26 protein-coding genes are annotated in these 26,540 nt (G+C 63.6%); 4 read left to right on the forward strand and 22 right to left on the reverse strand.

Features of this window, described 5'->3' with window-relative positions; genetic code table 11:
• Positions 1-15 precede the first annotated feature (15 nt).
• The 12 genes from QRN52_RS02620 to QRN52_RS02675 form a co-directional block, all read right to left on the reverse strand.
• On the reverse strand, positions 16-447 hold the full coding sequence (locus QRN52_RS02620) for a DUF2550 domain-containing protein (protein WP_284751219.1): 432 nt from the start codon (positions 445-447) through the stop codon (positions 16-18).
• A 10-nt stretch (positions 448-457) separates the two neighbouring features.
• Positions 458-742 carry a F0F1 ATP synthase subunit epsilon gene (locus tag QRN52_RS02625; protein ID WP_059387616.1) on the reverse strand — a complete coding sequence of 95 codons (285 nt, stop codon included), beginning with the start codon at positions 740-742 and terminating at the stop codon, positions 458-460.
• 1 nt (position 743) lies between these two features.
• Complete coding sequence (gene atpD, locus QRN52_RS02630) at positions 744-2,198, reverse strand: F0F1 ATP synthase subunit beta (protein ID WP_284751220.1); 1,455 nt, start codon at positions 2,196-2,198, stop codon at positions 744-746.
• An 86-nt stretch (positions 2,199-2,284) separates the two neighbouring features.
• On the reverse strand, positions 2,285-3,172 hold the full coding sequence (locus QRN52_RS02635) for a F0F1 ATP synthase subunit gamma (protein WP_284751221.1): 888 nt from the start codon (positions 3,170-3,172) through the stop codon (positions 2,285-2,287).
• 93 nt (positions 3,173-3,265) lie between these two features.
• On the reverse strand, positions 3,266-4,903 hold the full coding sequence (atpA, locus tag QRN52_RS02640; protein ID WP_078108478.1) for a F0F1 ATP synthase subunit alpha: 1,638 nt from the start codon (positions 4,901-4,903) through the stop codon (positions 3,266-3,268).
• An 83-nt stretch (positions 4,904-4,986) separates the two neighbouring features.
• Positions 4,987-5,814: a F0F1 ATP synthase subunit delta gene (locus QRN52_RS02645; RefSeq protein WP_284751222.1), complete on the reverse strand. Its 828-nt coding sequence runs from the start codon at positions 5,812-5,814 to the stop codon at positions 4,987-4,989.
• Positions 5,814-6,374 carry a F0F1 ATP synthase subunit B gene (locus tag QRN52_RS02650; protein ID WP_284751223.1) on the reverse strand — a complete coding sequence of 187 codons (561 nt, stop codon included), beginning with the start codon at positions 6,372-6,374 and terminating at the stop codon, positions 5,814-5,816. Before QRN52_RS02650 ends, QRN52_RS02645 begins: the two co-directional genes overlap by 1 nt.
• 54 nt (positions 6,375-6,428) lie before the next feature.
• A complete protein-coding gene (atpE, locus tag QRN52_RS02655; protein WP_028264751.1) occupies positions 6,429-6,647 on the reverse strand; it encodes an ATP synthase F0 subunit C in 219 nt (72 codons plus the stop codon).
• Positions 6,648-6,728: 81 nt separating this feature from the next.
• Entirely contained in the window at positions 6,729-7,529 is an 801-nt protein-coding gene (gene atpB, locus QRN52_RS02660; RefSeq protein WP_284751224.1) for a F0F1 ATP synthase subunit A, read from the reverse strand.
• 81 nt (positions 7,530-7,610) lie between these two features.
• Positions 7,611-7,949, reverse strand: coding sequence for an AtpZ/AtpI family protein (locus QRN52_RS02665; RefSeq protein ID WP_390279036.1), 339 nt, complete (start codon positions 7,947-7,949; stop codon positions 7,611-7,613).
• On the reverse strand, positions 7,936-8,424 hold the full coding sequence (locus QRN52_RS02670) for a Cg1360 family ATP-synthase-associated protein (protein WP_284751225.1): 489 nt from the start codon (positions 8,422-8,424) through the stop codon (positions 7,936-7,938). The genes QRN52_RS02665 and QRN52_RS02670 overlap by 14 nt, the downstream gene beginning before the upstream one ends.
• A gap of 128 nt (positions 8,425-8,552) precedes the next feature.
• Positions 8,553-9,662, reverse strand: a complete 1,110-nt coding sequence (locus tag QRN52_RS02675) for an MraY family glycosyltransferase (RefSeq protein ID WP_284751226.1) — start codon at positions 9,660-9,662, stop codon at positions 8,553-8,555.
• Between the two features lie 213 nt (positions 9,663-9,875).
• Here QRN52_RS02675 and QRN52_RS02680 point away from each other — a divergent pair, with 213 nt between their 5' ends.
• A complete protein-coding gene (locus tag QRN52_RS02680; protein WP_284751227.1) occupies positions 9,876-10,772 on the forward strand; it encodes a glycosyltransferase in 897 nt (298 codons plus the stop codon).
• Here the strand turns inward: QRN52_RS02680 and QRN52_RS02685 are convergent.
• From QRN52_RS02685 to argS, 10 genes are all read right to left on the reverse strand, one after another.
• Positions 10,769-11,566, reverse strand: a complete 798-nt coding sequence (locus QRN52_RS02685; RefSeq protein WP_284751228.1) for a WecB/TagA/CpsF family glycosyltransferase — start codon at positions 11,564-11,566, stop codon at positions 10,769-10,771. The genes QRN52_RS02680 and QRN52_RS02685 overlap by 4 nt on opposite strands.
• Positions 11,563-12,333, reverse strand: a complete 771-nt coding sequence (locus tag QRN52_RS02690) for an L-threonylcarbamoyladenylate synthase (RefSeq protein WP_284751229.1) — start codon at positions 12,331-12,333, stop codon at positions 11,563-11,565. The genes QRN52_RS02685 and QRN52_RS02690 overlap by 4 nt, the downstream gene beginning before the upstream one ends.
• Positions 12,334-12,345: 12 nt before the next feature.
• Complete coding sequence (gene prmC, locus QRN52_RS02695) at positions 12,346-13,218, reverse strand: peptide chain release factor N(5)-glutamine methyltransferase (protein ID WP_284751230.1); 873 nt, start codon at positions 13,216-13,218, stop codon at positions 12,346-12,348.
• 18 nt (positions 13,219-13,236) lie between these two features.
• The gene (gene prfA, locus QRN52_RS02700) at positions 13,237-14,310 is read right to left on the reverse strand and encodes a peptide chain release factor 1 (RefSeq protein ID WP_284751231.1); all 1,074 of its coding nucleotides are present in this window, start codon (positions 14,308-14,310) and stop codon (positions 13,237-13,239) included.
• Between the two features lie 177 nt (positions 14,311-14,487).
• Entirely contained in the window at positions 14,488-16,599 is a 2,112-nt protein-coding gene (rho, locus tag QRN52_RS02705) for a transcription termination factor Rho (RefSeq protein ID WP_284751232.1), read from the reverse strand.
• A 301-nt stretch (positions 16,600-16,900) separates the two neighbouring features.
• Positions 16,901-17,875 (reverse strand): homoserine kinase, encoded by a 975-nt coding sequence (gene thrB / locus QRN52_RS02710; protein ID WP_284751233.1) that lies wholly within the window; start codon positions 17,873-17,875, stop codon positions 16,901-16,903.
• Between the two features lie 2 nt (positions 17,876-17,877).
• Entirely contained in the window at positions 17,878-18,984 is a 1,107-nt protein-coding gene (thrC, locus tag QRN52_RS02715) for a threonine synthase (RefSeq protein ID WP_284751234.1), read from the reverse strand.
• A complete protein-coding gene (locus tag QRN52_RS02720; protein ID WP_284751235.1) occupies positions 18,985-20,301 on the reverse strand; it encodes a homoserine dehydrogenase in 1,317 nt (438 codons plus the stop codon).
• Positions 20,294-21,775, reverse strand: coding sequence for a diaminopimelate decarboxylase (lysA, locus tag QRN52_RS02725; RefSeq protein ID WP_284751236.1), 1,482 nt, complete (start codon positions 21,773-21,775; stop codon positions 20,294-20,296). The genes QRN52_RS02720 and lysA overlap by 8 nt, the downstream gene beginning before the upstream one ends.
• 5 nt (positions 21,776-21,780) lie before the next feature.
• On the reverse strand, positions 21,781-23,430 hold the full coding sequence (argS, locus tag QRN52_RS02730; protein ID WP_284751237.1) for an arginine--tRNA ligase: 1,650 nt from the start codon (positions 23,428-23,430) through the stop codon (positions 21,781-21,783).
• Positions 23,431-23,662: 232 nt separating this feature from the next.
• Between argS and QRN52_RS02735 the strand changes: the two genes are divergently transcribed.
• The 3 genes from QRN52_RS02735 to QRN52_RS02745 are packed head-to-tail and all read left to right on the forward strand — an operon-like array spanning position 23,663 to position 26,476.
• Positions 23,663-24,082, forward strand: a complete 420-nt coding sequence (locus tag QRN52_RS02735) for an FMN-binding protein (protein ID WP_284751238.1) — start codon at positions 23,663-23,665, stop codon at positions 24,080-24,082.
• A gap of 4 nt (positions 24,083-24,086) precedes the next feature.
• Entirely contained in the window at positions 24,087-24,959 is an 873-nt protein-coding gene (locus tag QRN52_RS02740) for an FAD:protein FMN transferase (RefSeq protein WP_284751239.1), read from the forward strand.
• Positions 24,956-26,476, forward strand: a complete 1,521-nt coding sequence (locus QRN52_RS02745) for an FAD-dependent oxidoreductase (protein ID WP_284751240.1) — start codon at positions 24,956-24,958, stop codon at positions 26,474-26,476. The genes QRN52_RS02740 and QRN52_RS02745 overlap by 4 nt, the downstream gene beginning before the upstream one ends.
• Positions 26,477-26,540 lie beyond the last annotated feature (64 nt).

Here is a 26,540-nt window from a genome sequence, read left to right on the forward strand (position 1 = left end):
GGAAGTCCACTGTCCTCAGCGCCAGGTGCCGACGCCCACCACTGGGCCGGCCTCCAGCCAGGACGACAGCCCGGCGTAGGCATCAAATCTCATTGCCAGCATGAACCGCTGGCCTTCATGCTGCAGTTCGACTACCACGACGTCGGGTTGGAGCCTCGTCAGCTCTTCCTCCGTTGGCTTCCGGCGGCCAAGGAGCTCCAAAGAGCTGCGGCGGAAGCTATGTTTCGGACGGAAGCTGAGGGACAGCAGGCGGAACCACTCAAGCTCCGAGTCCTGATAACGACAAACCCCCATCCGCCAGCTGTTTCCAGCCGTGCAAATGGAGGCGTCGACCGTGCCGAGGGCGCGCCGCAAATTGAAGCGGCGCACCCCGACGAGGCACAGTGTAAAGATCAGCAACGCAAACGCCGTTGCCAAGGCGATGAACGGAATAGCAGAATCGTCCATCAAGGTCTTGCTATCGGATCCCCGCAGTAGCTGAATCGCCCAACTGGGCGTTGTCAGCGACGATCACCACGCGGTTGTTGTCGACGGAGAAGAATCCGCCGTCCACAACTACTGCAAGGCGGTCTCCGGTAACCGGCTCGATGGCCAGCTCGCCCGCGGCCAGAATGGCGAGGAGCGGCGAGTGGCCCGGCAGGATCCCGATTTCACCATCGCTGGTGCGGGCCTTGACCATCTTGGCCGCACCGGACCACACGAAGTGGTCCGCTGCGACAATCTCAACCTCGAGCTCAGCCATACTACTTGGTCTGTTCCTGGATCTTGGCCCACTGGCGCTCGACGTCATCCAGGCCACCGACGTTGAAGAACGCCTGCTCTGCGATGTGGTCCAGCTCGCCGTCGCAAATCGCCGTGAAGCCTTCCACGGTGTCCTTGATGGACACGGTGGAGCCTTCGACGCCGGTGAACTGCTTGGCGGTGTAGGTGTTCTGGGACAGGAACTGCTGGATGCGGCGTGCACGCGACACGACGATCTTGTCTTCTTCGGACAGTTCGTCAACGCCGAGGATGGCGATGATGTCCTGGAGTTCCTTGTTCTTCTGCAGGATCTGCTTCACACGGACAGCCGTGTTGTAGTGGTCCTTGCCGATGTACTGCGGGTCCAGGATGCGGGACGTCGACGTCAGCGGGTCAACGGCCGGGTACAGACCACGGGAGGCGATTTCACGGGAAAGTTCCGTGGTCGCGTCGAGGTGTGCGAAGGTCGTTGCCGGAGCCGGGTCGGTGTAGTCATCAGCAGGCACGTAGATGGCCTGCATTGACGTGATCGAGTGGCCCTTGGTCGAGGTGATGCGCTCCTGCAGGAGGCCCATCTCGTCGGCGAGGTTCGGCTGGTAGCCAACAGCGGACGGCATACGGCCGAGCAGCGTGGAGACCTCGGAACCGGCCTGGGTGAAGCGGAAGATGTTGTCGATGAAGAGCAGCACGTCCTGGTTCTGCACATCGCGGAAGTACTCCGCCATGGTCAGGGCGGACAGTGCCACGCGCAGACGCGTTCCCGGCGGTTCGTCCATCTGGCCGAATACAAGGGCGGTGTCCTTGAGGACGCCTGCCTCTTCCATTTCAACCCAGAGGTCGTTGCCTTCACGAGTACGCTCGCCGACACCGGCGAATACCGAAGTACCACCGAAGTTGCGGGCAACACGGGTGATCATTTCCTGGATCAGAACGGTCTTGCCGACACCGGCGCCACCGAACAGACCGATCTTTCCACCCTTGATGTACGGGGTGAGGAGGTCGATGACCTTGATGCCGGTCTCGAGCATCTCCGTGGAGCCCTCGAGGGACGCGAAGGCCGGGGCCTTGCGGTGGATCGGCCAGTAAGCGTCCGCGTTGATCTCGGACTCGTCGACGTCCAGCGGCTTGCCGAGAACGTTGAAGATGTGGCCCTTGACGCCGTCGCCGACAGGCACGGAGATCGGGGAGCCGGAGTCCCGCACGGAGGTGCCGCGGACGAGTCCGTCGGTGGCCTGCAGGGAGATGGCACGGACAAGGTTGTCACCCAGGTGCTGGGAGGTCTCGAACGTGATGGTCTTGGTCTCACCGTTGAGGGTTACCTCGGTGGTGAGTGCGTTGTAGATCGACGGGATTGCGTCAGCCGGAAATTCGACGTCGACAACCGGGCCGATGACGCGGGCAATGCGGCCGGTGGCGCCGGCCGTTGCGGCTGCGTGCTCGGTAGCGGTGGCAGTCATCTCTCTCACTTCACTCAGTAGATGGCGTGGGGTTAAGTTTATCTATTTGGTGCAGGTGTGGCTTGCGCCGAACCATGCACCGGCAACTACGCGCTCAGGGCGTCGGCGCCGGCCACGATTTCGGAAAGCTCCTGCGTGATCTCAGCCTGGCGGGCCGTGTTGCGCAGACGCGTGTACTTCTTGATCAGTTCGGTCGCGTTGTCGCCTGCCGACTTCATGGCGCGCTGGCGGGCGGCGAGCTCGGAAGCTGCTGCCTGCAGCATTGCTGCGAAGATGCGGGACTCGATGTAACGCGGCAGCAGTGCGTCAAGCACCTGCTCCGATTCCGGTTCGAACTCGTACAGCGGCAGAAGCTCGGACTCGGTGACAGCCTGCTCTTCAACTTCAAGCGGCAGCAGACGGACAACCGTGGGCTCCTGCGTCACCATCGACTTGAAGCGGGTGTAAACGACGTGGATCTCGTCCACGCCACCCTCAGCGAAGTCGTTGGCGAACTCTTCGAGAAGAGCGGCGCCGACTTCCTTGGCAGTCTCGAATTCCGGTGCGTCCGTTCCGCCGGTCCACACGCGGGAGTACGGACGGCTGCGGAAGTCGAAGTATGCCTGGGCCTTGCGGCCAACCAGGTAGGTCTTGACTTCCTTGCCCTCTGCACGGAGAAGCTCGTTGAGACCTTCGGCCTTCTTGAGCACGCTTGCGGAGTAAGAACCAGCCAGGCCACGGTCCGAGGTGATAACCAGGACGGCGGCACGGCGGATCTGCTCCGGCTCGGTGACTAGCGGGTGATCGATTTCGCTCTGGCTTGCGACAGCAGAAACAGCACGGGTAATCGCGTTTGCGTAGGGCGTCGAAGCTGCAACGCGGGCGCGGGCCTTACCGATGCGCGAGGTAGCGATCAGTTCCATCGCCTTGAAGATCTTGCGCATCGACGTCGTCGAGCTGATCTTCTGGCGGTAGACCCGGATCTGGGCTCCCATACATTTCCTTTCCTAAGATCCCGATGGATCAGCGGCTAAGGCTTTGGCGAAGGCCCCGGGCCTGCGGATACCGCAGGCCCGGGAACCAATGCTCTAGCGCTTCTGCTTGACGATCTTTTCCTGGTCGACTTCGCCACCGGAAATCGCTTCGTGCTCTTCGTGGCCGGCACCAACCAAGCGGTTGTCGCCTTCTCCGAAGAAGCCCTTCTTGAAGTCGATGATCGAGGACTTCAGCGCTTCAGCGGTGTCGTCGTCCAGGACGTTGGTCTGCGCCAGCGTGGTCAGGATGGAGGACTTGTGCTTGAGGTGCTCCAGGAACTCGGACTCGAAACGGCTGACATCCTCAACCGGGACATCGTCCAAGTAGCCCTTCGTACCGGCCCAGATGGAAACGACCTGGTCCTCGACCGGGAACGGCGAGTACTGGCCCTGCTTGAGCAGTTCCATCAGGCGGGCACCACGGGTCAGCTGCTGGCGTGAAGCAGCGTCGAGGTCGGACGCGAACATCGCGAACGCCTGCATGTCGCGGTACTGCGCCAGGTCCAGCTTCAAGGTACCGGAGACCTTCTTCATGGACTTGACCTGTGCCGCACCACCAACGCGGGACACGGATACACCGACGTCAACAGCGGGGCGCTGGTTGGCGTTGAAGAGGTCCGACTGCAGGAAGATCTGGCCATCGGTGATGGAGATAACGTTGGTCGGAATGTAGGCCGAGACGTCGTTTGCCTTGGTTTCGACGATCGGAAGACCGGTCATCGAGCCTGCGCCCAGCTCGTCGGAGAGCTTGGCGCAACGCTCCAGCAGACGGGAGTGCAAGTAGAAAACGTCACCCGGGTACGCTTCGCGTCCCGGCGGGCGGCGGAGCAGCAGGGACACTGCACGGTAGGCTTCAGCCTGCTTCGACAGGTCGTCGAAGATCACCAGTACGTGCTTGCCGCCGTACATCCAGTGCTGGCCGATGGCCGAGCCCGCGTACGGAGCCAAGTACTTGAAGCCGGCGGGGTCCGATGCCGGGGAAGCCACGATGGTGGTGTATTCCAGCGCGCCATGGTCTTCCAGGGTCTGGCGGACAGCGGCGATGGTGGAAGCCTTCTGGCCGACGCCGACGTAAACGCAGCGTACCTGCTTGGTGACATCGCCCGAAGCCCAGTTGGCCTTCTGGTTGATGATGGTGTCCACGGCGATGGCGGTCTTGCCGGTCTGGCGGTCACCGATGATCAGCTGACGCTGGCCACGGCCGATCGGGATCATGGCGTCGATAGCCTTGAGACCGGTCTGCATGGGCTCGTGGACCGACTTACGCTGGGTCACGCCCGGGGCCTGGAGTTCCAGTGCACGGGTGGTCTCGGCCTTGATCTCGCCGAGGTCATCGATCGGCTGGCCCAGCGGGTCAACCACGCGGCCCAGGAAGGCGTCGCCTACCGGGACGGACAGGATTTCACCGGTGCGGTGGACTTCCTGGCCTTCTTCGATGCCGGTGAAGTCACCGAGGATGATGACGCCGATCTCACGGACGTCGAGGTTCTGGGCCAAGCCCAGGGTGCCGTCTTCGAAGCGAAGCAGCTCGTTCGCCATGACCGAGGGAAGGCCCTCAACACGGGCGATGCCGTCACTTGCGGCGGTCACGCGGCCGACCTCTACGCGCTCTGCGTTTCCGGGTTCGTAGGACGCCGCGAACTCGTTCAACGCATTACGGACGTCGTCGGCGTTGATGGTCAATTCGGCCATCTGCAGTCCCTGCTCTCCTGTTTTCGTGATCATCGCTGCTCACGATGACCGGTGTTTGTATCAGTTAAGTTGTGCTTGTCTGGCTAGCCAGCGAGTTGCCGGCGGAGTTCGGACAGGCGGGCTACGACGGAAGCGTCAAGCACTTCGTCTGCCACCTGGACCCGGATTCCACCGATCAGAGTCGGATCAACGCTGACGTTGACTTTCAGCTCGCGGCCGTAGAGGGCATCAAGCCCGGCCTGCAGGCGGCTGGCCTGCGCATCCGTCAACGGACGGGTGACGCGGACAGTTGCGATCCAGCGCTGCTGGCGCTTGGCTGCAAGCTTTGCGAAGTTGTCGATGAGCTTGCCCGGCTTGACGCCGCGCGGCTGCGACACGGCCTGGCCGATGAGAAGCTGGGCCTCCGGGCTTGCGCCAGGAACCAACTTCCCTGCCAGGCTGATCTTGGCCGCAGCACTTGCCTGCGACTCTCCCAGAGCACGTTGTACCTCGTGGCTGGAAGCAACGGTCTGGTTGAAAGCAAACAGATCGTTTTCCAGCTCTTCCAGCCCCGTGATTCCGGAGGCAGAAACGGCCGACTTGTTTTCAGCCACGGCGATGACCACCGTGGCGGCAAGAGTCTCGAGTGCATCGCCGATATCGCGTGCCGATGCCCAGCGTGAGCTGGCCAATCCACTCGCGATTTCCGCAGCATCAGCGGAGACTTTCCCGCCAACCAGCTGCTTGACCAGCGCCGACTTTTCTTCTCCGCTACGGGAGGGGTCAGTCAGGGCGCGGCGCAAGCCAGCCGAGCTGTCCACCGTTCCCAGGATTCCGAAGAGGTCCCTAGCCAACTGCAGCGAGGCCGTCGGAAGCATGGCTTCCAACTGCTCCAGCGCTTTGGTCAGCGATTCGCTCGATACACCTGCCATTACTTAGCTGCACCTGCGCTCTGGGTCTCCAGATCTGCGAGGAAGCGGTCCACCACGCGGGCGGCACGCTCGTCATCGCTGAGCGATTCGCCAACGATGCGCTCTGCCAAAGTCGTGGCCAGGGTGCCCACCTCGGAACGCAGGGCGACAACAGCTGCCTGGCGCTCCGATTCGATCTGGGCGTGTGCCTGCTCGGTGATGCGTGCCGACTCGGCTGCTGCTTTGGTCTTCAGCTCCGCGAGGATCTGGGCTCCTTCAGCTCGAGCTTCTTCGCGGATGCGGTTAGCCTCGGCGCGGGCGTCGTGGAGCTGCTGCTTGTACTCTTCGAGAGCTGCAGAAGCTTCAGCCTGGGCCTTTTCAGCCTTGGCAATGCCACCCTCAATCGCCTCTGCGCGCTCCGCGAAGGTCTTCTCGAACATCGGGACAACAAACTTGACCACGATGTACAAGAGGACCGCGAAGCCGGCGAAGACGACGCCCATTTCCCACGGGTTGGGAAGGAGCGGATTAGCCGACTCGGCGGCGCCTTGAGCGGCGGCTGAGATGATCTGCTGATTCATTTTTCACCCGTCCTTATCTACTCGGTTCTGAATGTTCGCTTGGTTCTTAGCTGTTTACTTGAGAACGAAAGCGAAGACCAGGCCGAGGATGGCGAGGGCTTCGGTAAGTGCCAGACCAAGGAACGCGATCGGCTGGAGCACGCGCTGGGCTTCCGGCTGACGTGCAACACCGTTGATGTAAGCAGCAAATACGAGACCCACACCGATACCACCGCCGATGGCGGAGAGACCGTAGCCAATGAGGTTAAGGGAGCCGTTGATGTCGCCGTTCATTGTATTCCTTTCAAGATGCCGCAGTCGCGGCAGGTTGTTTGGTTTGCTTCAACCCCCGAGGGGGAAGATTAAGGGTTGTGCCTAGTGGCTGTCGGCGTGGAGTGCGCCTTCGATGTAGATCGCAGTCAGAAGGGTGAAGACGTATGCCTGCAGCACCATGATCAGGGCTTCGAGCATGTACATGGCGATGGCACCTGCGAGGACCAGCACCGATGCGCCCTTGAGGAGGACGTTTTCCTGCATGACAAGGAACTCGATACCCGAGCCGGCGATCATGACAATGAGGTGTCCGGCCATCATGGTGGCGAAGAGACGGAGGCTGTGCGTCACCGGCCGGACCAGGAAGTTCGAGATGATTTCGATCGGTACGACGATCGGCAGGATGAACCACGGGACGCCCGAGGGAACCGTGGCCAGCTTGAAGTACTTCAAGCCGTTCTTCTTGATGCCGATGCCGATCCAGGTGACGTATACAACCGCGGCCAGCACGTAGGCCCCGCCGACGTGCGAGAAGCTCGGGAGCTGGATCACGGGAATGGCGCCGTAGATGTTGTTCACCAGGATGAAGAAGAACAAGGTGAACAGGAGCGGTACGTACTTCATGAAGTCGCGGCCGCCGATAATGTCCTTGGCGATGCTGTTGCGGACGAAGCCGTAGGCCATCTCGCCCGCGAACTGCAACTTGCCGGGGACCAACTGCTGCTTGCGTGCAGCAGCGATGAAGAATGAAGCGATAAGGACGACCGACAGGATCACCAGCAACATCTGCTTGGAGAAGCCATCGCTCGCACCCCACGGCAGGATAGCCGGCAGGTGCATTTGGTCGATTCCGGGAGGAGTGAAGGTCCCTGAATCCTGGGCCGGGAGCGCAAGCGCGATCAACGCGTTTCCTCTCTGCAGTGTCCATCATTGGGCGTTGTTGAGGATCCGGCCGCGTTTCCTGCAGCCATTTCCCGTGTGAAATTATTTGGCATTACTGTCCCCGTCGTGGGGCGGACCGCTGTCTGCTTTGCTCTCACCAGATGAAGACCGCTGACTGGTAAGGCCATGCATGTGGGAAAGATAGAACCCCCCTGCGGCTCCGAGCAGAGCGCCAACGAGCACAATCCAGCGAGTCCCCCACAGAATATCCAGACCCCAGCCTATCAAACTCCAGACTATGATTCCGCCAACAATGTAGCTAAAGACGGCAATTCCGGCGTTGTATCCGCCGTCGCTTCCGTCGCTCGCTTGCTCAGTGGAATCGCCGGGTTTTGCGGCATGGGGTGTGACGGAGGGTCGCTTGTTCCTAGGAGTGAACATCGTCGCCTCCCTTGCCTGCTGCGGGGTCGTTGTAGATCTGCAGCCGGGCCTTACTGAAGCCATAGATTTCGGCGGCTTGCCACGAGACAACCGCGACGACGGCGCCTATCACGAACCAGCGTCCGTGCAGCCATGCGGGGGCGCCTAAGACGAAAAGCACCACCGCGAAACCGACGACCTTGACAAAGTAGCTGGCAACAAAAAGGCCGACCGCGCCGGAGGGATTATCCCGGCCGACAAAATGGCCGATCAAGAGGCTGATGGCAAAAAAGACCATGACCAGTGCCCCGCCGAATGCGGCAGAAAGCACTCCTACGCCACCGTTCATGACCGCCGCGACAACCGACGTTGCAGCGAGAGCCACCACTGCCGCCGTCGAGCTGAGGAAAAGAAGCCGCAGCCAGAGCGAAGAAGTGGAGCGTGAGGCAGCAACGCCGCTCGAGTCGGACTGCTGTCCGCCGGCGTTGGAGGTCATGGGGATGCCAATCGTCGTGGCAAAAATGCCAAAGTCTCAAAAAGGGTGGGTGCGCGGGCGAGTGACTGTCCGCCCTAAAATTCTACATGAGATAGAACTGTGATGTTAACGCCCTTGTCACACACCGTCTACTGGGCTTCGCGCCCTTTTCGGGCAAAGTACGGCCACGCTGTCACTCCGGCCATGATCAGGGCGGCCACGATGTCCACGGTGAGGACCATCTGCCAGGGGAAGATCGCAAACGCCAGGCCTCCAAACGCCAGAATGCAGGTCCACACGTACATCATGAGCACCGCCGTGCGGTGGGTGTGGCCGAGCTCGATGAGCTTGTGGTGCAAGTGTCCTCGGTCAGCCGACCAGGGCGATTGGCCACGTGCTGTACGCCGCAACACCGCAAGGCCGAGGTCCAGCAACGGTAGCGACAGAATCGCGAACGGCAACAGAATGGGAACGATGGTGGGAATACCATTCGCGCGGTCGTAAAGACCTGAACTGATCTGGCCCGTGGACACCACGCCGGCCGAGGCCATCACGAGGCCCAAAAGCATGGCGCCCGAGTCGCCCATGAAGATTTTGGCCGGGAACCAGTTGTGCGGCAGGAATCCGATGCAACAACCCACAATGATGGCCATCAGCAGCGCCGCCAGATCCGAGCGGTCCGTGAGTGTTGCATTCCGGTGGACCCAATACGCCGTCAGGAAGAACGCAACCCCGCCAATCGCGGCGACGCCTGCCGCCAGGCCATCGAGTCCATCGATGAAATTGACGGCGTTCATGGTGGTCACGATGAGGAGGGCGGTCAAGACGATCCGCAGCGGTTCCGCATCAATCCGTATGGGCTCCGGAACAAAGGGAAGGACGGACATCTGCACCCCCCAGACTGCGACGATCGTAGCGGCCGTGCATTGGCCGATCAGCTTGACCCACCAGCGGATGTCCATCACGTCGTCGGCGACACCCACCGCGACAATCACAAGGGCACCTGCCAGGATTCCCCACGGCGCACCGTTCCCGTGGAAGATGTCCTTCACGAAGAACGAATTGCTGGCCACGACGAGGGCCACGGCGAAGCCCGCGAAGAGTCCCAGGCCACCGAGTCGGGAAATTGGCACCGAGTGCATGTCCCGGCTGCGGATAGGGGCGAAAAGCCGGAGTTTGTTACCCATCTGGCGGGCTACCCACGTAGCGAGATACGACACGACGGCAGCCGTGAGCATCATGAGCGAATACATGATCACGTGGCGGCTCCTGTTGGCGGTGGTGGTGGATTTTGTCCCTGGCGACTAGCTGCCGGCACAACACCTGCAACACCTCTGCGCACCGCCGAATATTGCTGTACTACAGTTGGACTCTGTCAAGATACTAGCGGCTACGGCGGCTTTGCTCCGTTTCACGCGCCCCTAGGGCGAGCCGGGAGGACCCTCCCCGCAACTGCCCGGAAGGAACCCTACATGACTGTCTCCGTTGCCGTAGCGGCTGTGACCTTTGACCGCCCCGGAGAGCTAGCAGTCCTGCTCGACGCTATCAACAAACAATCGATGCCCGTGGACACCATTTGCCTCGTGGACAGCGGAACCACCCCTTCGCGGGAGCTTGCGTCAAGCCATCCAAAGGTGGACTACGTCCGCTCGGAGGCGAATCTGGGCGGGGCGGGCGGCTTCGCCCTTGCGATCCTCAAGGCGGTGGCCAGCGGCGCCGAATGGGTGTGGATCATGGACGATGACGCCGAACCCGGCGATCCCAAATGCCTCGAAACCCTGGTCCGCGAAGCGGAGGCCCGTGGACTCGATGCCGTCGTCCCGCTCGTCGTCGCGCCCGGACACCCGGACAAGCTCTCCTTCTTCTTCCGGATTGACGGCAAGGTGACCCACGACCGCGCCGAAGTCGAGAAGGCGGGGTTCCTGCCCGACGTCGGGCACTTCTTCAACGGTGCGCTCATCCGTTCCAATGTCTTCTTCAAAGTGGGAGTGCCGGATATCCGGCTGTTCATCCGGGGCGACGAGGTGGACTTCATGATCCGCCTCCGGAAAGCGGGAATCCGCTTTGGTACGGTCGCGACGGCGTGGATCAGCCACCCGCATGCGTTTTCCGAGACAAAGCATGTCTTCGGCGCGCGCTGGCACGTGATCGTGCCGGATTCAGCGTTCAAGCGCTACTTCTACTACCGCAACCGGGGCTATTTGATCCGCCGCTACCGGCGCGGCAAGTCGATGGTGGCCGACGTCGGAGGCTACTTGGGCTATTTCCTCCCCCGTGGTGACTTCCGCGGGCTCGCGGAGTGGTTCCGGGCATTCTCCGCCGGTTTGCGGGACAAGGGCTTCGGCCCGTTGGAGGATCAGAAGTTCTAGCGGTCCGCCGGGCGCGGCGTGCTTTTCCGGCCTGTGAGCCGACGGCGCAAAAGCAGGCCGAGGAGCACCCACGGCTCGCCGAAGACCCTGTAAGCGACGCGTCCCGGATGCAGGACGAGCCGCCACGCCCATTCGAGCCCGAGGCGGCCCAGCCAGCGTGGAGCGAGCTTCTGGAGGCCTGCCAGCTGCTCGATGGCCCCTCCGACGGTGCAGTAGACGGCGGGTGGAAGCTCATCCAGGCGACGGTGCAGCACCGATTCCTGCAACGGCATTCCAAGGCCAAGAAGCACCAGCTGGGGACGGAATTCCGCCAGCCAAGCAACGGTGGCCGCTTCGCTGGCATCGTTCCAATTCTCACCGGGCCGTCCGGAGACCTCGGCGCCGGGCACGATTTCGCGAAGGCGTTCCACCGTCTTGCTGTTGGCCTCGGGGCCGGCGCCGACGACGGCGATCCGGCGTAGTCCTTCGACGCCGCCGAGCGCCGGCACCCAGTCCGTGGATCCCAAACGGTATTCCATCAACCCCGCGCCATCGTCCCGCGGACCTCCGCGGCGTCCAAGCCCCCAGAGCATTGCGACCGGCGCACCATCCATGAGCACCACATCGCTGCGTTCATAGAGATGCCGGAAGTCGGAACTCGAATGAAACAACGTGACGCTGTGCAGATTGTGTCCGAGGACAACCTTGGTAGTGCCGTCCGAAACGTACCCGCTGATGGCTTCTATAAGTTGCTCGGCGCACAGGGCGGTGACGTCTACGTCCAGTAGTGGGACACGGTCCCGGACCAGGCTCATTCGGCCCTGGTCTCCGTGTGGACAGCGGTCTCGCCCGGTATCGGGGCCTCGCCGGGAGCAAGAGCCTCGCCGGCGACGGGGGCCTCCGACGCTGGCTCAGGCGCGGCTTCCCCGAGGGCCAGCACTCCGGGAACAACCTCGCGAAGTCGTTCCAGGGAAATGGCACCATCGCGAACCACACGGAGTGGCACGGTGGTGGCGTCAACAATCGTGGATGCCACGGACTCGGACCCCTCAAGGGGCCGGAACCCACCCTCAAGGTATACCTCGACCGATTCAGCAAGCTGGGTCCTCGCCTCGGCGGCTGTCTGCGCGGCCGGTTGACCGGTGCGATTAGCCGAGGACACTGCCAGTGGGCCGGTGCGGTTGAGCAGTTCAAGCGCAATATCGTCGTCGGGCATCCGCAGGGCCACGGTTCCGCGGGTCTCCCCCAGGTCCCAATCCAAGGACGGCTGGGCATGGAAGATGAGCGTCAGGCCGCCGGGCCAAAAGGTATCTGCCAGCTTACGGGCATCTTCCGATACATCAGTTGCCAGCCCGTCCAGCGCATTGGGCCGCGGGATCAGCACCGGGGGCGGCATATGGCGGCCGCGGCCCTTGGAGACAAGCAGCATGGTCACGGCTTGCGGCGAGAACGCGTCGGCGGCAATGCCGTAGACGGTGTCCGTCGGCATGACGACACACTTTTTCTCGCTGATGGCGCGCTGCGCATGCTCCAGGCCTTCGGCGCGTTGTTCCTCTGACGTGCAGTTGTAGCTTGTGGTCACAGCGCTATTCTTTCATTTCCCGGAGGCAGCGATTGCCAACACTGCGCTCGTGGCACGTTCCTTGCCGTTGAGATCGAGGTGGGTAGTGACCTGCGTCCAGCAGCCTGCAGCCTTCAGGTGTTCGGAAATCCACCCTGCCTGCACCTCCGCGTGCTCCATCACGAAGAACCCGCCGCTCTTGAGGAGGCGGGCAGCCGAGGCGGCAGCCGCCGTCGGAAGCTCCATTCCGTCCGCTCCCCCGCCGTACAATGCCTCCGGCGGATCGTGCAGTGCCACTTCGGGTTCGTTCGGAATGGCTTCAGCCGGAATGTACGGCGGATTGGAAACGACGACGTCGAACGTTCCGTCGTGTTCGGGCAAGGCATTGCGGAGGTCGCCCTGCACGAGCTTCACACCGAGTGGCTTCAGGTTCTTGGTGGCCCAGGCATGGGCGAAGGTGCTGAATTCGACTGCGTGGACCTCCGCCCCGGGCACTTCGTAGGCGATCGAAGCTGCAATGGCGCCGGAGCCTGTGCCAAGATCAACCACCTTGGGGTGCTGGAGTCCCTGGAGGTGGTCGATGACAAGCTGGACCACCGATTCCGTTTCCGGCCTCGGAATGAACACCCCCGGGCCGACAGCCAGCGTGAGGTATCGGAAGTGCGCGACGCCGGTAATGTGCTGGAGCGGAACGCGCTGTGCGCGCTCGGCCACCAAATCCGCGTAGCCTTCCGGGGCCTCGGAATCGCCTAGCAGCATGGCCCGCAGTCGGCCGAGGCCGACACCCAGGAGGTGTTCCGCGAGGAGTTCAGCGTCCACTCGCGGAGTGGGGACTCCGGCGTCGGACAGGACGGCTGTTGCCTCGCGGACGGCGTCGGCGAGGCTTTGGCCCGGAAAGAACGTCATGAAGATCCTTGCAGGCTGTTACTCGCCCAGGGCATCCAGGCGCGACTGTTCATCCATTTCGATGGCCGATTGGATGACCGGCTCCAGGTCGCCGTTCATGACGGCGTCGAGGTTGTAGGCCTTGTAACCGGTACGGTGGTCGGCAATCCGGTTTTCCGGGAAGTTGTACGTGCGGATGCGCTCCGAACGGTCCATGGTGCGGATCTGCGACTTGCGCTGGGCCGAGTTCTCGGCGTCGATCTGCTCCTGCTGGTGTGCCAGGATACGGGCACGAAGGACGCGCATGCCGGCTTCACGGTTCTGAAGCTGGGATTTTTCGTTCTGCATGGCCACCACGATGCCCGTAGGGAGGTGGGTAATGCGGACCGCCGAGTCCGTGGTGTTGACGGACTGGCCGCCAGGACCCGAGGACCTGTAGACGTCGATCTTGAGGTCGTTCTGGTTGATTTCGAGCTCTTCGGGCTCATCCACTTCCGGGAGCACCAGTACACCGGCTGCAGAAGTGTGGATGCGGCCCTGCGACTCCGTGACGGGAACACGCTGGACGCGGTGCACGCCGCCTTCGAACTTCAAGCGGGCATACACGCCTTCTGCGGGATCGTTCGAGTTGCCCTTGACGGCCATCTGGACGTCCTTGTAGCCGCCCAGGTCCGATTCCGTGGCCGAGATGAGTTCGGTCTTCCAGCCGCGGGACTCGGCGTAACGCATGTACATCCGCAGCAGGTCTCCGGCGAACAAGGCAGCTTCGTCGCCGCCTTCGCCGCCCTTGACCTCGAGGATGACGTTGCGGGCGTCGTCTGGATCGCGCGGGATCAGCAGCCTGCGCAACCTCTCCTGCGCTGCCGGAAGCTTCGCCTCGATTTCGTCGACCTCGGCGGCAAATTCGGCGTCCTCGGAAGCCATTTCCTTGGCTGCTTCGAGATCGTCCATGAGCCCGCGCCAACGGTTGTACGCCTCAACGATGCCCTGCAACTGGGCGGAGCGCCGCCCCAGCTTACGGGCCAAAGCCTGGTCGGCATAAACGGCAGGATCACTCAACTGCGCCTGGATAGCAGCATGCTCATCAAGCAATCCCTGTACGGACTCAAACATTTTCAGAACCTCTTTCGACTTCTACAAGTCTAATAACTGCAACGCGGGGTCACTTACGGCCCATGCCGAGGGCCAAGATGGGCCGTATCTGACCCCGCGTTGCAACGGGAAGGGGCGGGGCGGAACATCCGCGCGGCACCAACCGCACGAACGAACCAGCGCCCGCCCCTAAAACAGCTACTTGTCGTTATCCGACTTGGCTCCAAGAGTCGTCTTCTGTACCTGCATGAGGAACTCGACGTTGCTCCCGGTCTCCCGGATCTTGTTGGTCAGGAGTTCAAGGCTCTGCTGGGTCTCGAGTCCGGACAGGACACGGCGCAGCTTCCACATGATCTTGACCTCTTCGGCCGAAAGCAGGTTCTCTTCGCGACGGGTACCCGAAGCGTTGACGTCCACGGCCGGGAAGATGCGCTTGTCCGCCAGCTGGCGGGACAGGCGGAGCTCCATGTTGCCCGTGCCCTTGAACTCTTCGAAGATGACTTCGTCCATCTTGGAACCGGTCTCCACGAGCGCGGTTGCCAGGATGGTGAGCGAGCCACCGTTCTCGATGTTGCGGGCGGCACCGAAGAAGCGCTTCGGCGGGTAGAGCGCAGCGGAGTCGACACCACCGGACAGGATACGGCCGGAGGCCGGTGCTGCCAGGTTGTAGGCGCGGCCCAGGCGGGTCATGGAGTCCAGGAGGACCACCACGTCCATGCCCATTTCCACGAGGCGCTTGGCGCGTTCGATGGAAAGCTCGGCAACCGTGGTGTGGTCATCGGCGGGACGGTCGAAGGTGGAGGCAATGACCTCGCCCTTGACGGTGCGCTGCATGTCCGTGACTTCTTCGGGACGTTCGTCAACCAGCACCATCATGAGGTGGACCTCAGGGTTGTTGGTGGTGATCGCGTTGGCGATGGACTGCAGGATGAGCGTCTTGCCTGCCTTGGGCGGGGAGACGATCAGGCCGCGCTGGCCCTTGCCAATCGGGGCCACGAGGTCGATGACGCGCGGGCCGATCTTCTTGGGATCCGTTTCGAGGCGCAGGCGCTCCGAGGGGTAGAGCGGGACGAGCTTGGCGAATTCAACGCGGTCCTTGAGCTCTTCTGGCGTCTTGCCGTTGACCGACGTGACACGGACGAGCGCATTGAACTTCTGGCGCGCGGACTGCTGGTTGCGGTCCTCGCCGTCACGTGGGGCGCGGATTGCGCCGACCACGGCGTCGCCCTTGCGCAGGTTGTACTTCTTGACCTGGGCGAGGGACACGTACACGTCGTTGGCGCCGGGCAGGTACCCCGAGGTGCGGATGAACGCGTAGTTCTCCAGTACGTCCAGGATGCCGGCGACCGGCAGCAGGACGTCGTCCTCGGTGACCTCGACGTCGTCGACGTCCGGGCCTTGGCCACGGCCGCGGCGGCGTTCGTTGCGGTCGCGGAAGCGGTCGCTGCGGGTGTTTCCATCACGGTTGTCACGGTTGTCCTGAGGACCCGGACGATCGTTGCGGTCGCGGCGGTTGCGACGATTGCGGCGGTTGCCGGCGTCATCGCCTTCGGTAGTGTCTTCGCGACGCGTACGGGTGTTGTCGCGGCGTTCGCGCTGGGCGGGTTCGCCGGCCTCGACCGAGGCCTGCTCGCCCTGGCGCGGCTGTGCCTGGCGCTGCTCGGGCTGACGCTGCTCGGGCTGACGCTGCTCCGTCTGGCGCTGCTCAGCCTGACGCTGTTCTGCGCGGGGCTGTTCGGCCTGGGGCTGCTCCGGCGCGCGGGTCTCGGCGACTTCACCGGTCTCCACAGGAGCAACGGCCTCGCCACGACGACGGTTCCGCGTGCGCGGCTGGCGGCGTTCGCCGGCCGCCTCGCTTGCTTCGGCGGCGGGAGCGCCAGGAGCCTCGACGGCGACGGCGGGAGCCTCCGCGGTTTCCGCGGCGGCAGGAGTGGCAACAACGCCGTCGCTGGTGGCGCGGCGGCTTCGGCCACGGCCACGTGCCCGGGTGCCTTCCTGCGCGGGAGCTTCGGTGGACGCTGCGGCAGCGGTCTCAGCTTCCGGAGCTGCGGGCGCGGCCTTTGTTGCTACGGCCTTGGCCCCGGTGGGAGCCTTGCTGGTGGTTGCGCCGGCACGGTGGGCTGAAATGGCCGAGACCAAGTCCCCCTTGCGCATCCGGGATCCGCCCGAAATGCCCAGCTGACTGGCGAGAGCCTGGAGCTGCGCGAGCTTGAGGCCTGCAAGGCCGCTGCTCTTAGCGGTTGCGGCCGTTGATTCAGCTGCAGAAGATGTGGTGTCCACAGCTGAAGCCAGCTCAGTGGTTTCTGTCACGAAGGATCCTTCCCCCTCGACGGCGTCCAGACCTAGAGCTGGACGCGATGATTTGTTCTGGACTGCAGTTCAGATCTGCAGCCGTGATTTCGGTCTTGCCGGTTTAGTTTCAGCAGGGCCGGATACTAATACGTCTTCGATGCTCCGGCGGGCGGGGCGCGGGCTGACGGTTCGGGTAACAGAAAGGGTTCTGTGGCACCTGCGACAGGCCGATAAGGAGACGACACCGGCAGACTTCGACACAGTAGGAGACGGGAACGGCGTTAAGCCGGGATCCAATGTCAGGGAACTGCCCGCGGTTCTACCGCCGGTGCAAGTCCACTCTAGCACCTTCAACGTCCACTGCCAGTGTCATCACGCGCCAAGCCACGTCCGGAGTGTTGTCCGCAGTGAACGCAATGATCATTTCGGCAATCGTCTCGGCCTCGTCCGCGCCGTTGGCCAATGCGAGAACTGTGGGTCCTGCTCCCGAAACGACGGCTGCATGGCCCGAAGACCGCAGTGTCTTGATCAACGCCGCACTTGGCCGCATTGCCTCTGCACGGTAGCTCTGGTGCAGATAGTCCTCGGTTCCGGGAAGCAGGAAACGGGGGTCGGCCGTCAATGCGTGGATCAGGAGCGCGGCGCGTCCTGAGTTCATGGCCGCTGCGTGGTGGCCGATGGAAGCCGGCAGCAAGCCGCGTGCGGTTTCGGTGGACAGTTCGTAGTCAGGCACGGCGACGATCGGGATGACCGACGGGACCACTTCTGCGCGGGTGCTGCTGTACTGCTCGCTGTCCTGCCACGACAAGGCCAGTCCGCCGAAAATCGCGGGTGCGACGTTGTCCGGGTGACCTTCCATCTCGCTCGTGAGTTGCAGAATCCATTCGCGGTCGCGCTGTGCGGATTCGGGCACCAAGGCGTTGGCCGCGGTCACGGCCGCAACCACTGCCGAGGCCGAGGAGCCAAGCCCGCGGCCGTGCGGGTTGACGTTGTCCGCAGTGATCTTGAGGCCGCTGTGCCGGAAACCGAGGCGCTCCAAAGCCGTGCTTAGGGCACGCACGACGAGGTGGCTCGCATCGCGGGGAAGGGTATCGGCTCCCTCACCGGAGAGCTCGAACTCAAGCTCTCCGGTGGTGAGAGTTTCGACGGTCAGGGTGTCGTAGATCGACAATGCCAGGCCCAGGCTGTCATAGCCGGGGCCCAGGTTGGCGCTGGTGCCCGGGACCCTGACGGTCAGCTGCTGGCCTGCCGCGACGAGCTTAAGACCGGTCGCGGTGGGCTGCGTGGTTTCCACTCTTAGTTTTCTTCCAGTCCCAGTTCGGATGCCACGGTCACGACGTCGTTCGGCACCTTGACCGGCTGAACCTCGCTGCCGTCTTCGGTGCGGAGGGCCCACTGCGGGTCTTTGAGTCCGTGTCCGGTGACCGTGATGACGATCGTCTTGCCGGCGGGAACCTCGCCTGCGGCGTGCTTCTTGATGAGACCGGCAACGCCTGCCGCGGAACCGGGTTCCACGAAGACGCCTTCCTTGGCGGAGAGCCAGCGGTGGGCATCGAGGATTTCCTCGTCAGTTACGGCGTCGATGAATCCGCCGGATTCGTCACGTGCCGCGATGGCCGTGTCCCAGGACGCCGGGTTGCCGATGCGGATGGCCGTCGCGATCGTGTCCGGTTCGGTGATGGGGTGGCCTGCCACGAACGGTGCGGCGCCTGCTGCCTGGAATCCCCACATGGCCGGCGTCTTGGTGGAGACGGCGGGAAGGGTGCCCGCGGTTGCCGACTCGAAGGGCGCGGAATACTCCTTGTAGCCCTTCCAGTACGCGCTAATGTTGCCCGCGTTGCCCACCGGCAGGACGTGGATGTCCGGGGCGTCTCCGAGGGCGTCGACGATTTCGAAGGCACCCGTCTTCTGGCCCTGGATACGCGCCGGGTTGACGGAGTTCACAAGGAACACCGGGTAGGACTCGCCGAGTTTGCGGGCAATGTCCAGGCAGTTGTCGAAGTTGCCGTCCACCTGCAGGAGCGTGGCGCCGTGCGCGATGGCCTGGCTGAGCTTGCCCATGGAGATCTTGCCTTCGGGAACCAGCACGGCACACTTGAGCCCGGCGGCCGTGGCGTAGGCTGCTGCCGAGGCCGAAGTGTTGCCCGTGGAGGCGCAGACAACCGCCTTGGCGCCCGCTTCGACAGCTGCCGTCATGGCCATCGTCATACCGCGGTCCTTGAATGAACCGGTCGGGTTCATGCCCTCCACCTTCAGGTACACGGTGGATCCGGTGAGTTCGGAGAGCTTCTGCGCGTGGACGAGCGGGGTTCCGCCCTCGCCGAGGGTAATGACCTTCGTGGCTTCAGTTACAGGCAAACGATCAGCGTATTCGCGGATTACTCCGCGCCATTGGTGAGCCACTTAGACCCCTTCTACCCGCAGGACGGATGTCACAGAATTGATGACGTCCAGGCCCTTGACGGCCTCGACGGTTGCCGCGAGTGCGGCTTCGGATGCGCGGTGGGTGACGATCTTCAGTTCGGCCGACTCAACATTCGAGGCGGCATCGCGGTGGATCGTCTGGCGCATGATTTCGATCGATACGCCGTTCTCCGCAAAGATGTGGGTGATCCGGGCCAGCACGCCGGCCTGGTCGGCGACGTCGAGCCCGATGTAGTAGCTCGTGGTCGAGGCATCGATCGACAGCGCGGGCACGTAACCGGTGGTGGTCTCGGTACGACCGGGACCACCAAGCACCACACGGCGGGCCGCCGAAACGAGGTCGCCCAGGACGGCAGACGCCGTCGGGGTTCCGCCGGCGCCCTGGCCGTAGAACATCAGCTGGCCCGCGTTCTCGGCTTCGATGAAGACGGCGTTGAACGCACCGCGAACGGCTGCGAGCGGGTGTTCGCGGGGCAGGAGGGTGGGGTGGACGCGGACTGAAATGCCGCCGTCGCCGTTTGCGTTGGTGATCTTCTCGGCGATGGCAAGCAGCTTGATGACGAAGCCGGCTTCCTTCGCGGCGGCAATGTCGGCTGCGCTGACCTTCGTGATGCCTTCGCAGTAGACGTCTTCGAGGGCGAAGCGCGTGTGGAAGGACAACGACGCCAGGATGGCGGCCTTCGCCGCGGCGTCATGGCCTTCGACGTCGGCAGTCGGGTCGGCTTCCGCGTATCCAAGCCGCTGGGCCTCGGCCAGCGCGTCGGCGAACTGTGCACCGGTGCTGTCCATTTGGTCGAGGATGAAGTTGGTGGTGCCGTTGACAATGCCCAGGACCCGGGTGATGCGGTCGCCGGAGAGGCTGTCGCGGATGGGACGCAGGATCGGAATGGCTCCGGCGACGGCGGCCTCATACGAGAGCTGGACGCCGGCCTTGTCAGCCTCCTCGTAGAGGGTCGGGCCGTCCTGTGCCAGGAGCGCCTTGTTGCCGGTCACGACGCAGGCGCCGTTCTGCATGGCGGTCAGTATGAGCGAACGGGCCGGCTCGATGCCGCCCATGAGCTCGATCACCAGATCGGCGTCCTTGACCAGGGTGTCGGCGTCTGTGGTGAACAGATCGCGCGGCAGTTCGACGTCGCGCTCTGAATCAAGGTTTCGCACGGCGATGCCGGACAGCTGCAAGCGCGCGCCGGTGCGGGCCGCAAGGGCGTCGGCGTCGTCAAGGAGAATCCGCGCTACCTGGGCTCCCACGTTGCCACAGCCCAGCAGGGCCACCTTCAGGGTTCGCACTTCAGACATTCGCCACTCCCATGTCGCGGTTCAAGAGATCTTCTTCGGTTTCCCCGCGGACGATCAGCCGGGCGGATCCATTGCGCACAGCGACAACGCCAGGCCTGGCCAGATAGTTGTAGTTGCTTGAGAGGGCCCAGCAGTAAGCGCCGGTTCCCGGTACAGCGAGCAGATCACCGGCTGCCACGTCTTCGGGCAGATATACATCTCTAACAACTATGTCGCCGCTCTCGCAATGTTTGCCCACTACTCGGGACAGTTGCGGGGCAGCGTCCGAGCTCCGCGAGGCGAGAACGGCCGAATAATCCGCGTCGTACAGCACCGGACGGGGGTTGTCGCTCATGCCACCGTCCACCGACACATAGCGACGCGGGAACGTAACGTTTTGGTTGCCACCGGCATCTACAGGCGCTTCTGCAGGCGCGTCCACGCGGACCGTTTTCAGCGTCCCGACCTCGTACAAGGTGAAGGTGCTGGTGCCCACGATTGCACGGCCCGGTTCGATCGAAATGCGCGGCGGGGTGATGCCCAGTTCAGCGCACTTCGAGCGTACGACGGCGGCCATCGCCTGCGCGATTTCGGCCGGCGGGCGGGGGGTGTCCACCGGTGTGTAGGCGATGCCGTAGCCACCGCCCAGGTCCAGTTCCGGCAAGGCGATGGAGTACTTCGCTTGCATCGCGGCGAGGAATCCCAGAAGCTTCTCGGCTGCCAAGGCGAAGCCGTCAGGCTCGAAGATCTGGGAACCGATATGGCAGTGCAGGCCCAGGAGTTCCACATTGGAATACGAGGTGGCCGCAGCGACGGCTTCCTCCGCGGCCGAGAGGCCGGCGGACTCCGTGGAATCCCCGGCCATGGAGAGCCCGAATTTTTGGTCCTCGTGGGCCGTGGCGATGAATTCGTGCGTGTGGGCGTGGACACCGGGAGTCAGCCGCAGCATGACCTTCGCCGTCTCGCCGCGTCCGGAGGCGATCTTTGCAACCCGCTCAAGCTCGTCGAGGCTGTCCACCACGATGCGGCCGAGCTTCATGTCCAGTGCGCGGTTGATCTCGGCGTCGGACTTGTTGTTGCCGTGCAGCCCCAAATTGGCGCCGTCGATGCCGGCGCGGGCCGCGACGGCGAGTTCGCCGCCGGAGCAGGTGTCCAGGCGCAGGCCCTCCTCGGCCACCCAACTGGCCACGGCAGTACACAAGAAGGACTTTCCGGCGTAGTAGACGTCCACTCCCCCGCAGATGTCCTCGAAAGCTGCGTCAAAGGCATCCTTGAAGGAGCGGGCGCGGGCACGGAAATCACCCTCGCTCATGACGAACAGCGGTGTGCCGAACTGTGCCTTGAGCTCACTGACGGGAACCCCGTCAATGGCGAGCTGGCCGTCGTCGTTCCTCTGAACTCCTTCGGCCCACATCGGTGCGTGAAGCGCGTTCGTGTCCTCCGGCAGGGCGAGCCATTCGGGGGCAAGGGGCGAGGCTGCGGCGTTGTTTTGCACCCTGATCACATCCGTTCCGGAGCTGAAACGCCGAGGAGTTCAAGCCCGTTGGCCAGCACCTGGCTCGTGGCGTCGTTGAGCCACAGCCGCGTGCGGTTGACGTCCTGGACCGGTTCATCGCCAAGCGGCGAAACGCGGCAAGCGTCGTACCAGCGGTGGTAGGCACCGGCGATGACTTCGAGGTGGCGGGCCACGCGATGCGGTTCGCGGAGCTCCGCGGCCTTGGCAACGATGGACGGGTAGCTGCCGAGGTAGGACAGCAGCTCGTTCTCGGTGGCGTGGTCCAGCAGGGAGGCGTCGAAGGCGCTGTGGTCCACGCCGGCCTCGATCGCGTTGCGTGCCGTGCCGCGGGAGCGGGCATGCGCGTACTGCACGTAGAACACAGGGTTTTCGTTGCTGTTCTTCTTCAGCAGTTCCGGGTCCAGTGTCAGCGGCGAATCAGCGGGGAATCGCGCCAACGAGTAACGCACAGCGTCCTTACCGAGCCATTCGATAAGGTCCTTGAGCTCGATGATGTTGCCGGCACGCTTGGACAGCTTGGCGCCGTTGACGGAGACCAACTGTCCGATCAGGACCTCGATGTTGACCTCGGGGTCGTCGCCCGCACAGGCGGCGATGGCCTTGAGCCGGTTGATGTAGCCGTGGTGGTCGGCACCCAGCAGGTAGATCTTCTCCGTGAAGCCGCGGTCCTTCTTCGACAGGTAGTAGGCGGCGTCGGCGGCGAAATACGTGGGTTCGCCGTTGGCCCGGATCATGACGCGGTCCTTGTCATCGCCGAAGTCGGTGGTGCGCAGCCAGACCGCCCCGCCGTCGTCGAACACGTGGCCCTGCTCCCGGAGGCGGGCGACGGCGGACTCGATCGCACCGCCGTCGTGCAGTTCCTGCTCGGAGAAGAAGACATCGAAAGCCACGCCGAATTCGGCCAGGGTGTCCTTGATATCCTTCATCTGGGCCTGGTAAGCGGCGGAACGGATCACCGGCAGTGCTGCCTCGTCGGTCAACTCGCGGATTGCCGGATGAGCCTTGAGGACCTCGTCGCCGAGTTCCCGGATGTACTCACCGGGGTAGCCGCCCTCGGGAACGCCGCGTCCGTGCAGGCGGGACAGCACCGAGTTCGCGAAGACGTTCATCTGCGAGCCGGCGTCGTTGATGTAGTACTCAGCGGTGACGTCCGCACCGGAGGCGCGGAGTACGCGGGCAATCGAATCACCCAGGGCGGCCCAACGCGTGTGGCCAATGTGCAGCGGTCCAGTGGGGTTCGCCGACACGAATTCCATGTTGACCACGTGGCCTGCGAGCGCCTGGTTGGTTCCGTAGGAGCTTCCCGCCTCGACGATGGCCTTGGCCAGCGCGCCGGCGGCGGCTGCATCCACAGTGATGTTAAGGAAGCCCGGGCCCGCGATATCCACGGCGGTGACGCCGTCGATCGCCTCCAGTCGCTTACTCAGGATCGTGGCGAATTCACGGGGGTTGGTCCCGGCATGCTTGGCAAGCTGCAAGGCGATGTTGGTGGCCCAGTCTCCGTGCTCCCGGTTCTTGGGTCGCTCCACGCGCACGTCCTCGGGGAGGGCAGATTCGGAAAGCGCGAGCTCGCCGGCGGCGACAGCGTCTTTCAGGCAGGCGGATATGGCGGCGGAGAGTTCTTCGGGAGTCACCCGTCTAGCCTACCGGTGGGGCTTGCAACTGGTGGAATTCTTATGCTTAGTAATGCGCACACGCATGCACCAGCGCGCACCCAGCCGACGCCCAGCTTCGGCCAGTAGAGCTCCCAGACTGAACCGATAGGCTGAAATCCACGTCAATGGTGCGGGCGGCCACCGTCCGGAGCACTTTGCATTGACCATTTTTCTTGTCCAGTTGACGAGTCCAGTTGAAACGAGCAGAACCATGACTACGCCACTCCGCAAGGGCCTCCTGGTGGGCGCCGCCGGCCTCTCCCTGGCCAGTTCGGTGGCAGCTTGCGCCCCTTCGGCCCAAGGCAGCACGCCGCAAAAGACCTCCACAATTTCCGGCCCGTACAAGGACGGAACCTACAGTGCGGACGGTGACTACATCTCACCCAACGGCGGTGAAACCGTGGGCGTCCAGTTGACCTTGGCTGGTGGGACTATTTCCGCGGTGGACATCACCGTCCATGCCAACAACCCGAACACCAAGGAATTCCAGGGGCAGTTCAAGAACGGCATCGCCGCGCAGGTGGTCGGCAAGAAACTGGATGAGATCAACGTCTCAAAAGTAGCCGGCTCCTCCCTGACGAGCGAAGGATTCAACAAGGCCGTGGAAACCATCAAGGCCGAGGCCAAATAGGCGCATGACGCACACGGGCTGGAGCGTTTTCGGCTTCGACGGTATCGGGACCACGTGGGAAATCTCGACGCCGGAGGAACTCCCGGAGGACGTGCGCGCCGGCTTGCTCGACGTCGTGGAGGACTACGACCGAAGCTACTCGCGCTTCCGGGACGACTCCATGCTTGCCGCGCTCGCCCGTGAACCCGGCACCGTCACCCTCCCGGCCGGGGCCGGCGAACTGGAACAGCTTTTCAGGAAGCTGTACCGCCTCAGCAACGGCGCCATGACGCCCCTCATCGGCGGCAGCCTCGAGCGGCTGGGCTATGGGGCGGACTATGCCTTGCGGCCCGTCGGCCATCCGGTGCCGGCACCGCGCTGGGAAGACGTCCTCGTATGGAGCGGCACGGAGATGTCCGTTTCCGCTCCGGTGGTCCTGGACATCGGAGCCGCCGGGAAGGGCCAATTGGTGGACATTGTGGCTGCAGTCCTGCGAGGGGCCGGAATCACTGAGTTCCTGGTCGATGCCAGCGGCGACATGCTTCATTCCGGGGCGGAGCCGTTGGGCGTGGGCCTCGAACACCCTTACGACCCCACCCAGGCGATCGGCGTCGTCGAACTCCACGACGGCGCGCTCTGCGCTTCCGCCGCCAACCGCCGCGCGTGGGGCGACGGCCTCCACCATGTCCTCGACGGCGCCACCGGGCGCCCGGTGGAGACGGTGGTGGCCACGTGGACGATGGCTGCAACGGCAATGGAAGCCGATGCCCTGGCCACGGCGCTCTTCATGGTGGATCCGAAAGTGCTTGAGGGAGAATTCGAGTTCTCCTGGCTCAAGGTCTTTTCGGACGGACACGCCGCCTATTCGGCCGGCTTCGAAGGGACACTGTTCTCATGATTGCCATCAAAGCGCGAGTGGATGCCTGGCTCGGCCATTTCACGATGTACCGGCTGATCCTGTGGGTCCTTGCCGTGCTCGCGGCGTACAGCCTCGTGCTGAACGCCTTGGGCTGGCTGAGCTTCGGACTGCCCGAAATGCTTTTCCACCTTGTGCTGTGCCTGGGCCTGACATACGCATCCAACCGGCTCATGGCCATGCTCTTCAAGGTCCAGCCGCACTCGGAATCCTCGCTCATCACGGGCCTTTTGTTGTACTTCCTGTTCTGGCCCACCGCGCTGATTCCCGCGGTCCAGATCCCCGATCTCGCCGGAGTCGCCGTGGCATGCGTCCTGGCCTCGGCATCCAAATACGTCTTGGCCTTCCGCGGCCGGCACATTTTCAATCCCGCTGCGGCGGGCGCCTTCATCGCCGGGCTCACCGGCTTGAACATCGCCACGTGGTGGGCAGCGACTCCAGCCATGTTGTGGCTCTTGGTCCCTGGTGTGCTGCTGGTGCTGTACCGGACGCTGAAGGTGCTCATGGCCTGCGCTTTCCTCGTGGTGGCGCTGTCGGTGGTGTGCGCCGTGCTCCTGCGGGGCGGCATGACCTTCGGACCCGCTTTGTGGCAACCGATCGCGCAGCAGCCGCTTCTCTTTTTCGTCGGCTTCATGCTCACCGAGCCCCTCACCCTGCCTCCCCGCCGCTGGCAGCAAGTGGCACTGGCCGCCGTCGTGGCCTTGTTTTTTGCTGTGCCGTACAACGTGGCTGGCGTGGCCAATTCGCCGGAACTCGCTCTGCTGATCGGGAACCTCCTCGCATTCCTCGTGGGACAGCGGGGCGGAATCATGCTGATGTTCAAGGGTTCGCGTCCTCTGACGCCGTTCACTACCGAATTCCGCTTTGAACCACGACGGCCCGTCCGTTTCCTCCCCGGGCAGTTCATGGAACTCAACCTTCCGCACTCGCGCTCGGACGGTAAAGGGCGGCGACGGGTTTTCAGCATCACCAGCCCGCCCGACTCGCCCGAGATGACATTCGGCGTCGGCACGGCGGAACCAGTCTCCGCCGCCAAGCGCGCGTTGCTCGCGCTCGAGCCTGGAGAGTGCGTCAGCGGAACCGCGGTGGGTGGCGACTTTGTTCTGCCGCCCGACGCCGGCAAACCCGTGTTGCTCATCGCGGCGGGAATCGGGATTGCGCCTTTCCTTTCCCAGCTGGCGTCCGGCGACTCCGCGCGAAGGGACATCGTCGTGCTGTATCTCGCCCCCAGCGCCGCAGAACTCGCCGGGAGCGATGTCCTGGAGGCCTCGGGCGCACGGGTCATCGCCCGCCTTTCGGACGGTTCCCCGCCGCCGTCGTTCATGCACGACGCCGGGCGGAGCCGCATCGACGGCGACTCCCTGCGTGAGCTCATCCCCGATGTGGCCGAGCGGGACGTGTATATCTCAGGGTCTCCGGCAAACGTGGACACCCTTCGCTCCGCCGCCCGCCATGCCGGAGCCCGGCGAATCCACGTGGACGCTTTCGCGGGCTACTGACGGCTCGCCGCGCCCGTTTCCATTGCGGCGCGGTGACCTGCTAAGCTCGTGGACGTCCCTCCGG

The organism is Arthrobacter sp. efr-133-R2A-120, from assembly GCF_030209835.1.
Classification (GTDB): Bacteria; Actinomycetota; Actinomycetes; order Actinomycetales; family Micrococcaceae; genus Arthrobacter.

Bases quoted from the DNA above. Each gene is read 5' to 3' on its own strand.
- QRN52_RS02620 (WP_284751219.1), bottom strand. From the start codon at position 447: ATGGACGATTCTGCTATTCCGTTCATCGCCTTGGCAACGGCGTTTGCG.
- QRN52_RS02625 (WP_059387616.1), bottom strand. From the start codon at position 742: ATGGCTGAGCTCGAGGTTGAGATTGTCGCAGCGGACCACTTCGTGTGG.
- atpD (WP_284751220.1), bottom strand. From the start codon at position 2,198: ATGACTGCCACCGCTACCGAGCACGCAGCCGCAACGGCCGGCGCCACC.
- QRN52_RS02635 (WP_284751221.1), bottom strand. From the start codon at position 3,172: ATGGGAGCCCAGATCCGGGTCTACCGCCAGAAGATCAGCTCGACGACG.
- atpA (WP_078108478.1), bottom strand. From the start codon at position 4,903: ATGGCCGAATTGACCATCAACGCCGACGACGTCCGTAATGCGTTGAAC.
- QRN52_RS02645 (WP_284751222.1), bottom strand. From the start codon at position 5,814: ATGGCAGGTGTATCGAGCGAATCGCTGACCAAAGCGCTGGAGCAGTTG.
- QRN52_RS02650 (WP_284751223.1), bottom strand. From the start codon at position 6,374: ATGAATCAGCAGATCATCTCAGCCGCCGCTCAAGGCGCCGCCGAGTCG.
- atpE (WP_028264751.1), bottom strand. From the start codon at position 6,647: ATGAACGGCGACATCAACGGCTCCCTTAACCTCATTGGCTACGGTCTC.
- QRN52_RS02665 (WP_390279036.1), bottom strand. From the start codon at position 7,949: ATGTTCACTCCTAGGAACAAGCGACCCTCCGTCACACCCCATGCCGCA.
- QRN52_RS02670 (WP_284751225.1), bottom strand. From the start codon at position 8,424: ATGACCTCCAACGCCGGCGGACAGCAGTCCGACTCGAGCGGCGTTGCT.
- QRN52_RS02680 (WP_284751227.1), top strand. From the start codon at position 9,876: ATGACTGTCTCCGTTGCCGTAGCGGCTGTGACCTTTGACCGCCCCGGA.
- QRN52_RS02685 (WP_284751228.1), bottom strand. From the start codon at position 11,566: ATGAGCCTGGTCCGGGACCGTGTCCCACTACTGGACGTAGACGTCACC.
- prmC (WP_284751230.1), bottom strand. From the start codon at position 13,218: ATGACGTTCTTTCCGGGCCAAAGCCTCGCCGACGCCGTCCGCGAGGCA.
- prfA (WP_284751231.1), bottom strand. From the start codon at position 14,310: ATGTTTGAGTCCGTACAGGGATTGCTTGATGAGCATGCTGCTATCCAG.
- QRN52_RS02720 (WP_284751235.1), bottom strand. From the start codon at position 20,301: ATGTCTGAAGTGCGAACCCTGAAGGTGGCCCTGCTGGGCTGTGGCAAC.
- QRN52_RS02735 (WP_284751238.1), top strand. From the start codon at position 23,663: ATGACTACGCCACTCCGCAAGGGCCTCCTGGTGGGCGCCGCCGGCCTC.
- QRN52_RS02740 (WP_284751239.1), top strand. From the start codon at position 24,087: ATGACGCACACGGGCTGGAGCGTTTTCGGCTTCGACGGTATCGGGACC.
- QRN52_RS02745 (WP_284751240.1), top strand. From the start codon at position 24,956: ATGATTGCCATCAAAGCGCGAGTGGATGCCTGGCTCGGCCATTTCACG.